Consider the following 13,509-nt stretch of genomic DNA (forward strand, 5'->3'; position numbering starts at 1 on the left):
TACGCTTTGAGCTTTTGAATGATATTCAGCTTAAGGCTTTATGCTTTTAGCCTTAAGCTTTTAGCTTTCCGCCTTCGGCTTTCAGCTTATATCCTCGTTATATCAGCGCCTAACGCCTTAAGCCTGGTATCAATATGCTGGTAACCGCGTTCAATTTGTTCAATGTTGTAAATGGTTGATTGGCCTTGTGCCGATAGGGCGGCGATGAGCAATGAAACGCCTGCACGGATATCCGGCGAGGTCATGGAAATACCTCTTAATTTAACCTGGTTATCCAAACCGATAACTGTGGCACGGTGCGGATCGCAAAGGATGATCTGCGCACCCATATCCAGCAGTTTATCCACAAAAAATAAACGGCTCTCAAACATTTTTTGGTGGATCAATACTGACCCTTTGGCTTGTATGGCAACTACCAGTACAATGCTCAGCAAATCGGGTGTAAAGCCCGGCCATGGGGCATCGGCAATGGTCATGATCGAGCCATCGATAAAAGTTTCTATTTCGTAATGATCCTGTGCTGGGATAAAGATATCGTCACCCCTAAGCTCCAATTTGATGCCTAAGCGCCTGAATACATCCGGGATCATGCCCAGTTCTTTGTACTGAACATCTTTAATCGTGATTTCAGAGCCGGTCATGGCAGCCAAGCCAATGAACGAGCCGATCTCAATCATATCAGGCAGCAAACGGTGCTCTGTACCGCCAAGTTTTTCTACGCCTTCAATAGTAAGCAGGTTTGAACCTATCCCGCTGATCTTTGCACCCATGCGGCTCAGCATTTTGCAAAGCTGTTGCAGGTAAGGCTCGCAGGCGGCATTGTAAATGGTGGTTGTGCCTTTAGCCAACACCGCGGCCATTACTACGTTGGCAGTACCGGTTACTGAAGCTTCATCTAACAAAATGTAAGTGCCCTGTAAATTTGAGGCATCTACATTAAAGAAACCATCCTCAGGGTTATAGTTAAACTGCGCGCCCAGTTTTTCAAAACCCAAAAAGTGGGTGTCCAAACGGCGACGGCCAATTTTATCACCACCCGGCTTAGGGATGGATGCTTTGCCAAATCGGGCCAGCAGCGGCCCAACAATCATGATAGACCCACGTAAACCGCCGCCTTTAGCTTTAAAAGTTTCCGACGCGAAAAAGTCCTGGTTAATATCTTTAGCCTCGAAGGTGTAGGTATGCTCGTTTACGCGCTCAACAATAACACCCATGTCGCCAAGCAACTCAATCAGTTTGTTAACATCCTTAATATCGGGGATGTTACTGATGGTTACCTTCTCTTCGGTAAGCAATACGGCCGATATAACCTGTAAAGCTTCGTTTTTTGCACCCTGTGGGGTTATTTCACCTTTTAGCGGTTTGCCGCCGTTTATTACAAATGCGTTAGTCATGCGGATTTTCAGATAATTGATAAGATCACCATCAATAAACTAACAAAACCATCATCGGTTTTGTCAAATAATTTTTACGGGGCAAAGATTAAAAAATTAATGCAGATAAAATAAAAGGAGAATGGGATTTATCACTAAAGCAAAAACGTCATTGCTGAATCTGCAGCAATGACGTTTTTTTAATTTTCGGACAGTATCCGGACTTTTAATATTTTTTACCGCCGTTATTATTACGGTTACGGTTTTGGTTGTTGTTACGGTTTTGATTGTTTTGCTTACCACCGTTACCACCGCCGCGGCTTTGGTTGTTTTGGTTGTTGTTACGGCCGCGGTTATTGTTGTTGTTTTGCTGAAAGTTATTCGGACGGAAATCAACACGGTTAAGGTTAACATTTTCTTCCAGTTTCAGCGTACCGCCCGATAGGGCGTACAAATCGGCAATAATGCTTTCATCACTTACCGAATCCTTGTTCCACTGTACATAGGCCATTTTCATGAAATTGGCTATGGCCTGCACCATGTGACGCTTGCGTTCGGGCTCTTCAATGGCTTTGGCCTTTTCAATCATCAGCTCGATGGTTTTGCCGTAATGCTTGTATTTAATACGCTGATGCGGATAATTTAAAGGCGCAGGTTTGATATGCACAGCCTCGGGCGATGGTTTAGGATAGGGCGAATCCACATCTATCTGGTAATCAGAAATGATGTGCAGGTGATCCCATAGTTTGTGTTTAAAGTCGGCCACATCGCGCAGGTGGGGGTTTAAAAAACCCATCAGGTCAATCACTACCTGTGCGTAGCGGTTACGTTCTTCTTTGGTTGGCAGCGCAACTATGTATTTAACCATGTTTTGTACGTTGCGGCCATATTCAGACAGGATGAGTTTATTCCTGGTTGAGTTATAATCAAAATTTGCAGGCGATTTATCTAATGCCATGTTAGTTGTATTGTTTTTAAGAAAGTTTGAATTTAGCCAGACAAATTTCCCGGAAGGGCAAATGAGGCTAAAGTTGAATTGTTACTTGTATTGAAGTAACGCAAATATAATGTAATACTTATAATGTACAAATTACATGAACTAAATGTTACAATTATTTGTTTTAATTTGGCCACTAAACAGCTACAATTTGGAAAATCAGCAATTAATTATTACCCATATAGATATTTACCGCTTCAGCATCCCGATGGAGCCTTTCACCATTGCCACCGGCACCATGGATCATGCCCAGAATGTTTTTATCCGTGTACATACCGATGCCGGTTTTTATGGCGTAGGCGAATGCTCTGCCTTCCCGATGATTGTTGGCGAAACACAGGAAACCTGCCTGTTAATGGCCCGCGAGTTTGCCCGATTGTGGAAGGGTAAAGACGCATTGGATCTGGAAGCCCGCTTAAATGATTTGCATAGCTTTACGGCCGGTAATACCACTATTAAAAGCGCTTTTGATATCGCTCTGTTTGATATAGCGGCCAAAAATGCCGGTTTACCCTTATATCAATTTTTAGGGGGAGAGAAACGCCCGGTCGAATCGGATATCACCATAGGCATAGCCGGGCATCATACCATGGCTCTAAAGGCTTTAGATTTCCAGGCCTCTGGTGCTAATATATTAAAGGTAAAGCTGGGAAAAAACGCCGCGGAAGATGTTGAACGCATTAAACAGATCCGCGAGGCTGTTGGTCCGGCTATGCGCATCCGTGTTGATGCCAACCAGGGCTGGACTTTTAACGAAGCCGTTTTTGCCCTGCAGGGGATAGGCCAATATGACATTGAATTTTGCGAGCAACCCATACGCACCTGGTATGACGATCGCCTGCCCGAGCTGATGCAGCTCTCGCCGGTAAAAATTATGGGCGATGAAAGCGTGTATAACCATCACGATGCCCGTAAGCAGATTAACAGCGGATCATGCCATTACATCAATATTAAAATGGCAAAATCGGGCGGGATTTATGAGGCTAAAAAGATTCATGATGTGGCTGCCTCTAAAGGCATTCCCTGTATGATGGGCGGGATGCTGGAGAGCCGTATTGCCTTAAGCGCCAAGCTGCATTTTGTATACGCCAGTCCTAATATTGTTTTTTACGATATGGATACCTGCAAATTAGGGCATTTGATTGATCCCTGCGTCGGCGGCGCTCGATACGAGGGCTATAACCTTGATATTGATGATGCTCCCGGTATAGGCGCTGATGCCGATGAAGGTTTTTTAGCCGGTTGCGAACGTTTTACCATATAAACAAAGAGATAAATGCTGGTTAGAAAAGCCACCCCCGAAGATTTACCCGTATTGCTTCAATTTGAACAAGGAATTATCAATGCCGAGCGCCCTTTCGACAGCACTTTACTGCCCGATCCGATAAGCTATTATAATCTTGAAAAATTTATCACCATGCCTGATGTAGAGGTTTTAGTGGCCGAAATTGATGGTGAGATTGCAGGCAGCGGTTATGCCCGGATTAAAAAGAATGATAACACATATTATGATTTTGAGGAATATGCCTACCTCGGTTTTATGTATGTAAAGCCGGAGCATAGGGGAAAAGGCGTGAACCAGGCAGTTATCGAAGAGCTTAAAAACTGGGTTGCACAACAAGGCCTCGCCGAGATAAGGCTCGAAGTGTACAGCGAAAACACCGATGCGATTAAAGCTTACCAAAAAGCTGGTTTTGAGAAGCGGATGGTTGAGATGCGGATTAGGTTGTAACACCCTCAATCATCATCAAAAACAAAACAGGCCGGTAATTTTACCGGCCCGTTTTTGTTGTTATAAATATTTTATAACAGGGGTTTTCGCTTTGCACGGTTTGCGTTAGGCGTTTTGCCTGCACCGTTTTTTTCCTGTTTTGATAATTTAGGATCGTGCAACTGTTTCGATGCCTCGGTCTTTTCCTTTTCCAATTCTTTAGTTGCCATAACAGTAGAGTTTGTTTTTATAGATAATATCATAAATATAATATTTGTTTGGCAATAAATGAAAATAAAACGGCAAAACCCCTCTTTTTAATATGTTATAACATGTTTATGATAATTCGGCGAAATATTTGTGAAATAGCGGAATTGTTTCAATGCCTTTATAATAATTATAGATATCATATTTTTCGTTAGGCGAATGCAGGGCATCGCTATCCAGGCCAAAACCCATCAGCACGGTTTTTATGCCAAGTTCGGCCTCAAACAAAGCCACAATAGGGATACTGCCGCCGCCGCGGGTTGGAATAGGCTCCTTACCGAATGATTCGGCAATGGCTTTTTGTGCCGCTTTGTAGGCTACGCTATCGGTTGGTGTAACTGCCGGTTCGCCGCCATGATGCGGGGTTACTTTTACTTTTACCGATGGTGGCGCGATGCTCAAAAAGTGATCGGTAAATAGTTTGGTTATCGCCTCAGATGTTTGGTTAGGTACCAAACGCATCGAAATTTTGGCGTTGGCTTTTGATGGCAATACGGTTTTGGCACCCTCGCCTATGTAACCGCCCCAAATACCATTTACCTCAAGGGTAGGGCGGGTGCCCGTGCGCTCAAAGGTACTGTATCCTTTTTCACCCCAAAGTTCGGCAATGTCTAAATCTTTTTTATACTCAGCCTCATCGTAGGGAGCGCTGTTCAGGGCATCCCGTTCATCCTGTGTTAACGGAATAACATCGTTGTAAAAACCGGGAATGGTGATATGGTTATTTTCATCGTGCAGGCTGGCAATCATTTGTGCCAGTATGGTGATAGGGTTGGCAACAGCGCCGCCGTAAACGCCAGAATGCAGATCGCGGTTTGGTCCGATAACTTCAACTTCGAGGTAGGAGAGGCCGCGCAGGCCGGTTTCGAGCGAAGGGTGTTCCATGCTGATCATCGATGTATCGGAAATCAGCACCACATCGGCTTTTAGTTTTTCTTTATTGGCTTTAACAAAAATGCCCAGGTTGGCCGAGCCTACTTCTTCCTCGCCCTCAATCATAAATTTAATGTTGCAGGGCAGGGTATCGGTTTGCATCATCAGCTCGAAGGCTTTTACATGCATATAAAACTGGCCTTTATCATCGCAGGCACCGCGGGCATATATTTTACCATCGCGCACGGTAGGCTCGAAAGGAGGGGTGTGCCAAAGTTCCAGCGGATCTGGCGGTTGAACATCATAATGCCCATAAACCAGTACGGTAGGTTTTGATGGGTCGATGATCTTTTCGCCGTATACAATAGGGTATCCGGCGGTTTGGCAAATTTCAACATTATCGGCTCCGGCTTCGCGGAGCTTTGCTGCCACGTAATCGGCAGTTTTTAATACTTCGGGTTTGTATTGCGGATCGGCGCTAACCGAGGCTAAACGCAACAGATCGAATAACTCGTCTAATAAACGCTGCCTGTTTTGCTCAACATATTGCTTTATGTGCTGCATAATATTATGGTTTGCAGCAAATATAGTTAGTTCTCTTGGTTCACTGGTTCATTAGTTCATTAGTGGATAATTTTTCAACCTACATAGTCACTAATTCACTAAATCACTAATTCGCTAACTAATCAATCCGCCGAGCCAAGGTCTGATTTTGGGGCATCAGGGGTTTTAACAAACTCCGCTTTTTCTATCTGGGCTTTAACCTCAGTTTTGGCTTCCCTATGGGTTAATGATACTGCGGTAAGGCCGGTTGCTACTAATAAGGCTGCTGCTATCAGAAATTTTTTCATGTTGTTTTTATTTTGATGGTGATTAACTGTAGAGATTTGATTATGCAGTGAAATCGGCAGAACCTAAATCTCTTTTCGGACCGGCGTTGGTGAAATCGGCAGAACCTAAGTCGCGTTTCGGACCGGCATTGGTAAAATCAGCAGAACCTAAATCTCTTTTTGGACCAGGACCGCTTACAGCGTAATCAGCAGAACCTAAATCTCTTTTTGGACCAGCATTGGTGAAATCGGCAGAACCAAGATCTCTTTTTGGGCCAGGACCACTAACAGCATAATCAGCAGAACCTAAATCTCTTTTCGGACCAGCTTCAGTTACAGCGTAATCAGCAGAACCTAAATCCCTTTTTGGACCGGCGTTAGTGAAATCGGCAGAACCAAGATCTCTTTTTGGGCCAGGACCACTTACAGCATAATCAGCAGAACCTAAATCGCGTTTTGGGCCAGCATTGGTGAAATCGGCAGAACCAAGATCTCTTTTTGGACCAGCTTCAGTTGCAGCAAAATCAGCAGAACCTAAATCACGTTTTGGGCCAGCATTGGTGAAATCGGCAGAACCAAGATCTCTTTTTGGACCAGCTTCAGTTGCAGCATAATCAGCAGAACCTAAATCACGTTTTGGACCGGCGTTAGTAAAATCGGCAGAACCTAAATCTCTTTTCGGGCCAGGACCGCTAACAGCGTAATCAGCAGAACCTAAGTCACGTTTTGGACCAGCATTAGTAAAATCGGCGGAGCCTAAATCTCTTTTCGGGCCAGCTTCAGTTACAGCATAATCGGCAGAACCTAAGTCGCGTTTTGGGCCAGCGTTAGTGAAATCAGCAGAACCTAAATCTCTTTTCGGACCAGCTTCAGTTACAGCGTAATCGGCAGAACCTAAGTCGCGTTTTGGGCCGGCGTTAGTGAAATCGGCAGAGCCTAAATCCCTTTTCGGACCAGCATTGGTAAAATCAGCAGAACCTAAATCACGTTTTGGACCGGGGCCTGTTTTTGCGAAATCAGCAGAACCTAAATCTCTTTTCGGCCCGGCATGGCTTGCAGTTTTTACGCCATCTTTTTTAGGGGTGATGGTGGCCGCGTTTGCGATAGTTGCAGATGATAATATTGTGCTTAATGCTAAAGTTGCTATAACTGATAAATTTTTCATGATGTTTTTTGGATATGGGGGTACTAAATATTTTATATGATGTTGTTTGTAATCGCTGTTTGTTTTGTAATTAGTCGGCGCTGCCTAAATCTCTTTTAAAGCCGCTTGCCAATGAGTTGATCTTTGCAACGGGTATTTGCTCGTTGTTTTCTTTTTTGTTTGTAGCTGATGATAATGCACCTGCACTAAGGGCTACTGCTGCTATGAGGATGAATTTTTTCATGGTGTTTTTAATTTTATTGATCGTGAAATAATTAGTCGGCACTACCCAGGTCTCTTTTATAACCGGTGGTAAATGAATGCGTGTCGGCAATCTCTGCTTTTACACTTTCCTTTTTGCAGGATGAGATTGTGCCGGTAAACAGCACAGCCAGGGTAATGGTGATTATCTTTTTCATGATCGGGTGGGGTATTTCAGTGTTTAAATTATTCAGGGTAATTTTTAAAATATTAGTCGGCGCTACCCAAATCGCGCTTAAAGCCGGTTGCTGTTTTTGTAAAATCAACCGTGGCTGGCTGAGCTTCTTTCTTTGCTGATGACGATAAAACAGATGTTGAAGTGAGTACTCCGGTTGTTGCAACAAGCAGTACAAAAAATACTGTTTTTTTCATATTGATTAATTAATATATTTAATTATTTATTTTTTAAATTAGAACGATAGTTAATATTTGTTATAAACCGTGCTGGCTATTTTTAGCTGCTAATAATATTTAAATAAAGTGATCTGTGTCTCTTTTTTTGTTTGCTATAAACCTGTTAAAATGTTAAAAAACTGTTGTTTATCTCTATATTTATTTTCTTTATAAAATCAATTTAAATTATTAATTTTAAACGCAATAAGATTTGTTTTGTTTCTTAAGCGGGATAAAATCCCGCTTAAGTTAATTTATCATATTGCTTATTTTGCTGCTGTTTTTCTATTGCACATCGCCTTGCGCTGTTCAGTGGCACTGCTATGCTCTGAAGGTATTAAATATTTGATTTTTGCAATCTAAATAATTGTTTTTCAGTAGATTAACTGTGCAAATATAGATATGTTTTTTAATTGGTACGAAAAAACTAAAAAATATTTTTCCACAGCGTTTTTTATCTTTAACGTTAAATATAATTCAGCATTATTTCATAACTTTCACCCCAATACATCGTACAAGTGTTTTAATGAAAAAAGTTTACTCATTTATATTATTCCTTTTATTATCGCTAACAGCGTATGCGGATGATATAATTGATGTGGTGGCTAAAGATACCAACGAGGTTAATACCCTCAATACCACCGCTTACGCAAACAGGCTTACCAACCCCGAGCAAACCATTGAGGATGCTACCAGGGCCCTGTCAATTTCAACCCGTCTTAATTATACCAATGGCATAGCCGAGGCTTACCGGGTTATTGGTATTGGCAAATACTACCTCGATCAGCCTGAAAAGGCAATGGAAAATTATCTCAACTCGCTTGCTTATTTTACCCGTGGCAATAACCTGCGCGGCGAGGCAAAAGTTTATAATAATATCGGGATCCTGTTTCGCGATCATGATTACGAGCGCTCGCTTAATTACCTGAAAAAATCGTTGGAGATAGCGCAAAAAATAAATGATGTAAAGCTCATGGGGTCGTTGTACCTCAATATAGGTAACACGTACACCCGCAAAAATAATTTGTTCATGGCGCTTACGTACTATGACAAAAGTTTCCCGATATTTCAAAAACTGCAGGATTCGGTAAACCTCATCCAATGCCTTCAAAACAGGGGGGTAATTTATTTTAAGCTTAAAAATTATGATAAGGCACTGGATCTTTTGCTGCAAGCCAACGCCGGCGCCAAAGCCCGCGATTTGAACGAATCGGTGGCAAGTATCGATCTTACTCTTGCCGCATTATATGTTGCAAAGGTAGATTATGTGAATGCTGAAAAAATTGTACAGGAAGGATCGGCTTATACGCAACTGGTTAAAGACCCCAAACTTGATTACGACTATCGCTACACCACCTACGAGCTGGAGCTTAAACGTAAAAATTACGGCCGTGCTTTAACCTTGCTCCGCGGCATCTACAGCCAGGACAGCGCTACTTATAAAACCAATGCATCAGCGCAAATGAACCTTGTTGAGGCCAAACGCCGCCAGGAAGAGCAGGTAAAAGAGAATGAGCGTATTGCCGAGAAACAGGCTTACGACAGATCGAAATTTTGGGCCGTAACCGTAGTGGCAGGTTTGTTACTGATAGTGATAGGTTTGCTTATCAACAACGTAAAACGTAAAGCCAAAACAAATGCCCAGCTTACACTGCTTAACGGTGAAGTATCGCGGCAAAAGGATAACCTGGACAGGATTAATCATCACCTTGAAGAGATTATTGACGAGCGTACAAAGGATCTTCAATTAAAAAATAAAAAGCTTTCAGAGCATTCTTCGTACCTGTCGCACCAGATCAGGGGGCCTATTGCAACCTTGCGTGGCCTGATAAATCTTGAAAAAGAAGGCCTGGTTGACCAGGCCGAATGTTTGGATATGATGGATAAATGCGTATCCGAAATTGATGAGAAGATTATCGAAATGAGTGATATGCTACACAATCCGCCACGTGTTTAATTCAACCACATTAGCATATCATCTCATTCATTAACTGAAATGAACCGGCAGACTTGAATGGATCTGCGCTTCAATAAGGCCAAGGTAAATACAGTAATACGCTATCATCTGCAAAACCAGCAACTGCCTGTGTTTATTATATCCCTGTGTTTCAAACGCCAAAGTTTCATCGCCAGCGGTAACAAAAAATCTCATCTCACCTTTGCGGGGCTTAAAGCGTGATTTTATTAAATCAAAAGCCTTAACTTTTAACTTGCTGCCGGGATCGTGGATAACGCCATCGGTTAAAGTTTCGTTTTTAGATATGGAAATAAGATAATTTGACATAGGTATAGTGTTTACTACAACACCCTTGTCACAATTTTTACACCAACTTGCTAAAATTCAGCCCTCAACAGTAAAATAGTAGATTTTGGAATGCCTTTGTCTTTGAAATTTTCGCAGCGTTAAATATTGTTAATTTATATTTAATAAATCAGAAAAATACGCAAGTCTGTTATAGTGAACATTGTACACTATGCCGGAATTTTTCAGGGTACCCTCCGGCATAGTGTTACATCGCTACGCTCCTTTTATTGCGCAATTCTTCATAAAGTAAAATAACTTTACGCTGTAGGTTTGCAATTTCAGATTCGCGGTCGATCAGTTTTTTCTGCGCGATGCTCAGGCTCGAAGGTTTCAGGTCGGCCTGCTCCACATCAAGGGCCAGCAGGTTTACCACGTTTACACCAAAAATGTTGGCAATCTGCTCCAGTCTCGACAGGTTAATGTCGGTAACGCCGGTTTCAATTTTTGAAAATGCAGGGATAGAAATGCCCAGGCGGTTAGCCACATCTTCCTGGCTCCAGCCATGTTGATGACGCAGGGTACGGATGTTTTTACCAACTGATGTGTTAGTTCTCTTTTTTACAATATCACTCATATCAATAACTCAATAATAATTAGGAAAAGGGATATAATGAGAATCCAAACAGCATGCCATCATTAAATTACCTTTAAATTAGTGTTATAACGGCAATTTAATGATGGGGAATGTTTTAACGTGGGGAATGAATTCCTCAAAATCGGGATTTAACTGGTAGTTTATTTTATTGAATGATATAAAGCTTGGCAAACTTTAATAATAGTTGTTTCTGGCCAATCTCTTTAAAAAATATAGTGGCTTTAATATCCGGCTTATTACCCTCTAACGAGATCACCTTGCCGAAGCCGAAACGCTCGTGCTCAACCTCCATACCTACCTGCAGGTTTGAGGTATCCGATGGCTTAAAATTGGCCGAAGGCACGTGGGCTTTAGCCAGCATAGCCGTGGTTTTTACAGGGGCCTGGCTGGCGGGTTTAGGTTTGCTGAAAGTATCAGGTTGTTTATCACGGCTCCAGGCTTTGCGGTCATCGTCAAAACTGGCGTTGCTGTTTGTGGTTGGGCGCGCGGTATAGTCAAGCTCTAAAAACTTAGGGTCTATCTCATCTAAAAACCGGCTCGGTTCGCAGCTTATCAGCGTACCAAATTTAAAGCGCGATGTTGCATAACTGATGTGTAGCTTGCTTTCGGCACGGGTAACAGCTACATAAAACAGGCGGCGCTCTTCTTCCAGGTCGCTGCGTGAGTTGAGCGACATTTGCGAGGGGAACAGGTTCTCTTCCAGACCCACCACGTATACCTGCGGAAACTCGAGGCCTTTGGATGAGTGGATGGTCATGAGCGATACCGTGTCGGCATCCTTGTTTTTATCGTTATCGTCGTTGGTTAAAAGAGCAACATCCTGCATGAAAATATCGAGGCCTTTTTCCTCAATATCCTCACGTTCCGAAAACTCTTTAATACCGTTTAAAAGTTCCTGGATATTTTCGTAACGGTTAAGTCCTTCAACTGATTTATCTTCGTAAAGATCTTTTAATAAACCCGAATGCTGGGCAATATAAAGGGCCGATTCGTAAGCCGATTTGGTACGGGCCAGCACCTGGAAACTTTGGATCATGGTGGCAAATGTGCCTACCGCGCCCGATATTTTGCCCTCAAGATATTTGCCCGGCTCTACAATCACCTCCCAGGGTGTGATACCGTGCTGATCGGCCGCTACAATGATCTTATCAACCGAGGTATCGCCTATGCCGCGCTTAGGGTAATTGATAACGCGTTTAAGCGCTTCCTCATCATTCGGGTTAAAGGTGAGCCTGAAATAGGCTATCAGGTCTTTAATTTCTTTACGTTGATAGAATGACAGTCCGCCATATATTTTGTAAGGGATGCCCAGCTTGCGCAAAGCTTCCTCCATCGAACGGGATTGGGCATTGGTGCGGTACAGGATGGCAAAAGCACCCCATTTAAGCCCTTTTGAGCTGCGATCCTGCATAATGGCTTCGGCCACTATTTTGCCTTCTTCGTTATCGCTGAAGGCACGCATCACTTTTATTTTATCGCCGGCCTCTTTCTCCGAAAATACATTCTTTTTAAGCTGCTCTTTATTATTGCGGATGATGCTGTTGGCAACATTTACAATGTTTTGGGTTGAGCGGTAGTTTTGCTCCAATTTAAACACCTTCAAATCGGGATAATCCTTCTCAAAATTGAGGATGTTTTGAATGTTGGCACCGCGGAAGGCGTAGATACTTTGCGCATCATCGCCCACAACGCAAAGGTTTTCGTTAACGGCGGCCAGCTTTTTTACTATCAGGTACTGCGAAAAGTTGGTATCCTGATACTCATCCACCATCAGGTATTTAAACTTGTGCTGGTATTTGTTCAGCACATCGGGGTGCAGCTTAAGCAGTTCATTGGTTTTGTACAGCAAATCGTCAAAATCCATGGCACCGGCGCGGTAGCAGCGGGTGGCATACATCTCGTAAATTTTACCCATCTGCCCACGGCCGCTCGAAAAATCGTCGGCCTGGATCTGCTCGTTTTTATTATATTCCTGCCACGAGATCAGGTTGTTTTTTGATGCCGAGATGCGGTTCAGTACAAAGTTTACATTATACAGCTTATCATCCAGGTTCATTTCTTTTAAAACGGCCCTTAAAACGCTCTTGCTGTCATCAGTATCGTAAATGGTAAAGTTGCTCGGATAGCCAATTTTTTCGGCCTCTACACGCAAAATTTTGGCAAATACCGAGTGGAAAGTACCCATCCAAATATTTTTTGCCTCGGTGCCAACTACGTGCGTAATACGCTCGCGCATTTCGCGGGCGGCTTTGTTGGTAAAGGTAAGTACCAGTATATTAAATGAATCAACACCCTTGCGTATCAGGTGCGCCACGCGATAGGTGATAACACGTGTTTTGCCCGATCCGGCACCGGCAATAATCATTACCGGCCCTTCAGTTTGTTCAACCGCTGCCCTTTGTTCGGGGTTTAATCCCTGTAAGTAATCCAAAATCTTTTCCTCTTTGCTATGAGGCAGCGAAATTAAGGTTTTGGGGCGAAAGAGGGAAAGATATTTCGGAATTAGGATTGGGGATTTCGGATTTTTTTGTTTTTGGGATTACACCGATTATTGTTTGATTGCACCTATTTTGACCGTTGATTGTTATGATTGCGTTGATTTCGCTGATTTTTCTTTCTTATCCTTGCGCTCATCTGTGATGAGTGCTTAATATGGGTTCGCGATTGTATCGCGTGTAGCCTGGCGGATACTTTTTTATTTCCGATACTCCGGGCGCTTTATCTAAAATCTTAACATATAATTGGTGTTGGTTATTTAGC

15 protein-coding genes are annotated in these 13,509 nt (G+C 42.9%); 3 read left to right on the plus strand and 12 right to left on the minus strand.

What is annotated here, in order from left to right; genetic code table 11:
* Positions 1-86: 86 nt before the first annotated feature.
* Both murA and HYN43_RS05430 read right to left on the minus strand, forming a co-directional pair.
* The gene (gene murA / locus HYN43_RS05425; RefSeq protein ID WP_119408481.1) at positions 87-1,394 is read right to left on the minus strand and encodes a UDP-N-acetylglucosamine 1-carboxyvinyltransferase; all 1,308 of its coding nucleotides are present in this window, start codon (positions 1,392-1,394) and stop codon (positions 87-89) included.
* Positions 1,395-1,599: 205 nt separating this feature from the next.
* Positions 1,600-2,331: a DUF4290 domain-containing protein gene (locus tag HYN43_RS05430; RefSeq protein ID WP_119408482.1), complete on the minus strand. Its 732-nt coding sequence runs from the start codon at positions 2,329-2,331 to the stop codon at positions 1,600-1,602.
* A 247-nt stretch (positions 2,332-2,578) separates the two neighbouring features.
* Here HYN43_RS05430 and HYN43_RS05435 point away from each other — a divergent pair, with 247 nt between their 5' ends.
* Entirely contained in the window at positions 2,579-3,634 is a 1,056-nt protein-coding gene (locus HYN43_RS05435; RefSeq protein ID WP_425373720.1) for a mandelate racemase/muconate lactonizing enzyme family protein, read from the plus strand.
* Between the two features lie 12 nt (positions 3,635-3,646).
* The gene (locus HYN43_RS05440; protein ID WP_119408484.1) at positions 3,647-4,102 is read left to right on the plus strand and encodes a GNAT family N-acetyltransferase; all 456 of its coding nucleotides are present in this window, start codon (positions 3,647-3,649) and stop codon (positions 4,100-4,102) included.
* 71 nt (positions 4,103-4,173) lie between these two features.
* Here the strand turns inward: HYN43_RS05440 and HYN43_RS30170 are convergent, their stop codons facing one another.
* The 7 genes from HYN43_RS30170 to HYN43_RS30185 form a co-directional block, all read right to left on the minus strand.
* On the minus strand, positions 4,174-4,311 hold the full coding sequence (locus HYN43_RS30170; protein ID WP_162996321.1) for a hypothetical protein: 138 nt from the start codon (positions 4,309-4,311) through the stop codon (positions 4,174-4,176).
* 106 nt (positions 4,312-4,417) lie between these two features.
* On the minus strand, positions 4,418-5,785 hold the full coding sequence (locus HYN43_RS05445) for a dipeptidase (RefSeq protein WP_119408485.1): 1,368 nt from the start codon (positions 5,783-5,785) through the stop codon (positions 4,418-4,420).
* A gap of 122 nt (positions 5,786-5,907) precedes the next feature.
* Entirely contained in the window at positions 5,908-6,072 is a 165-nt protein-coding gene (locus tag HYN43_RS30175) for a hypothetical protein (protein ID WP_162996322.1), read from the minus strand.
* 40 nt (positions 6,073-6,112) lie between these two features.
* Positions 6,113-7,216 (minus strand): hypothetical protein, encoded by a 1,104-nt coding sequence (locus HYN43_RS05450; RefSeq protein WP_119408486.1) that lies wholly within the window; start codon positions 7,214-7,216, stop codon positions 6,113-6,115.
* A 70-nt stretch (positions 7,217-7,286) separates the two neighbouring features.
* Positions 7,287-7,439: a hypothetical protein gene (locus HYN43_RS05455; protein WP_162996323.1), complete on the minus strand. Its 153-nt coding sequence runs from the start codon at positions 7,437-7,439 to the stop codon at positions 7,287-7,289.
* A 31-nt stretch (positions 7,440-7,470) separates the two neighbouring features.
* Positions 7,471-7,614 carry a hypothetical protein gene (locus HYN43_RS30180; protein ID WP_162996324.1) on the minus strand — a complete coding sequence of 48 codons (144 nt, stop codon included), beginning with the start codon at positions 7,612-7,614 and terminating at the stop codon, positions 7,471-7,473.
* 52 nt (positions 7,615-7,666) lie between these two features.
* A complete protein-coding gene (locus HYN43_RS30185; protein ID WP_162996325.1) occupies positions 7,667-7,828 on the minus strand; it encodes a hypothetical protein in 162 nt (53 codons plus the stop codon).
* A 547-nt stretch (positions 7,829-8,375) separates the two neighbouring features.
* Between HYN43_RS30185 and HYN43_RS05460 the strand changes: the two genes are divergently transcribed.
* On the plus strand, positions 8,376-9,806 hold the full coding sequence (locus HYN43_RS05460) for a tetratricopeptide repeat protein (protein WP_119408488.1): 1,431 nt from the start codon (positions 8,376-8,378) through the stop codon (positions 9,804-9,806).
* Positions 9,807-9,836: 30 nt separating this feature from the next.
* On the opposite strand, the gene HYN43_RS05465 is transcribed toward HYN43_RS05460, so the two are convergent.
* From HYN43_RS05465 to HYN43_RS05475, 3 genes are all read right to left on the minus strand, one after another.
* Positions 9,837-10,133, minus strand: a complete 297-nt coding sequence (locus HYN43_RS05465; RefSeq protein WP_119408489.1) for a hypothetical protein — start codon at positions 10,131-10,133, stop codon at positions 9,837-9,839.
* A gap of 226 nt (positions 10,134-10,359) precedes the next feature.
* Positions 10,360-10,728 (minus strand): helix-turn-helix domain-containing protein, encoded by a 369-nt coding sequence (locus HYN43_RS05470; protein ID WP_119408490.1) that lies wholly within the window; start codon positions 10,726-10,728, stop codon positions 10,360-10,362.
* Between the two features lie 166 nt (positions 10,729-10,894).
* Entirely contained in the window at positions 10,895-13,180 is a 2,286-nt protein-coding gene (locus HYN43_RS05475; protein ID WP_119408491.1) for an ATP-dependent helicase, read from the minus strand.
* Positions 13,181-13,509: the final 329 nt, after the last annotated feature.

Source organism: Mucilaginibacter celer, from assembly GCF_003576455.2.
GTDB classification, from domain to species: Bacteria; Bacteroidota; Bacteroidia; order Sphingobacteriales; family Sphingobacteriaceae; genus Mucilaginibacter; species Mucilaginibacter celer.

Bases quoted from the DNA above. Each gene is read 5' to 3' on its own strand.
- murA (WP_119408481.1), bottom strand. From the start codon at position 1,394: ATGACTAACGCATTTGTAATAAACGGCGGCAAACCGCTAAAAGGTGAA.
- HYN43_RS05430 (WP_119408482.1), bottom strand. From the start codon at position 2,331: ATGGCATTAGATAAATCGCCTGCAAATTTTGATTATAACTCAACCAGG.
- HYN43_RS05435 (WP_425373720.1), top strand. From the start codon at position 2,579: ATGGAGCCTTTCACCATTGCCACCGGCACCATGGATCATGCCCAGAAT.
- HYN43_RS05440 (WP_119408484.1), top strand. From the start codon at position 3,647: ATGCTGGTTAGAAAAGCCACCCCCGAAGATTTACCCGTATTGCTTCAA.
- HYN43_RS30170 (WP_162996321.1), bottom strand. From the start codon at position 4,311: ATGGCAACTAAAGAATTGGAAAAGGAAAAGACCGAGGCATCGAAACAG.
- HYN43_RS05445 (WP_119408485.1), bottom strand. From the start codon at position 5,785: ATGCAGCACATAAAGCAATATGTTGAGCAAAACAGGCAGCGTTTATTA.
- HYN43_RS30175 (WP_162996322.1), bottom strand. From the start codon at position 6,072: ATGAAAAAATTTCTGATAGCAGCAGCCTTATTAGTAGCAACCGGCCTT.
- HYN43_RS05450 (WP_119408486.1), bottom strand. From the start codon at position 7,216: ATGAAAAATTTATCAGTTATAGCAACTTTAGCATTAAGCACAATATTA.
- HYN43_RS05455 (WP_162996323.1), bottom strand. From the start codon at position 7,439: ATGAAAAAATTCATCCTCATAGCAGCAGTAGCCCTTAGTGCAGGTGCA.
- HYN43_RS30180 (WP_162996324.1), bottom strand. From the start codon at position 7,614: ATGAAAAAGATAATCACCATTACCCTGGCTGTGCTGTTTACCGGCACA.
- HYN43_RS30185 (WP_162996325.1), bottom strand. From the start codon at position 7,828: ATGAAAAAAACAGTATTTTTTGTACTGCTTGTTGCAACAACCGGAGTA.
- HYN43_RS05460 (WP_119408488.1), top strand. From the start codon at position 8,376: ATGAAAAAAGTTTACTCATTTATATTATTCCTTTTATTATCGCTAACA.
- HYN43_RS05465 (WP_119408489.1), bottom strand. From the start codon at position 10,133: ATGTCAAATTATCTTATTTCCATATCTAAAAACGAAACTTTAACCGAT.
- HYN43_RS05470 (WP_119408490.1), bottom strand. From the start codon at position 10,728: ATGAGTGATATTGTAAAAAAGAGAACTAACACATCAGTTGGTAAAAAC.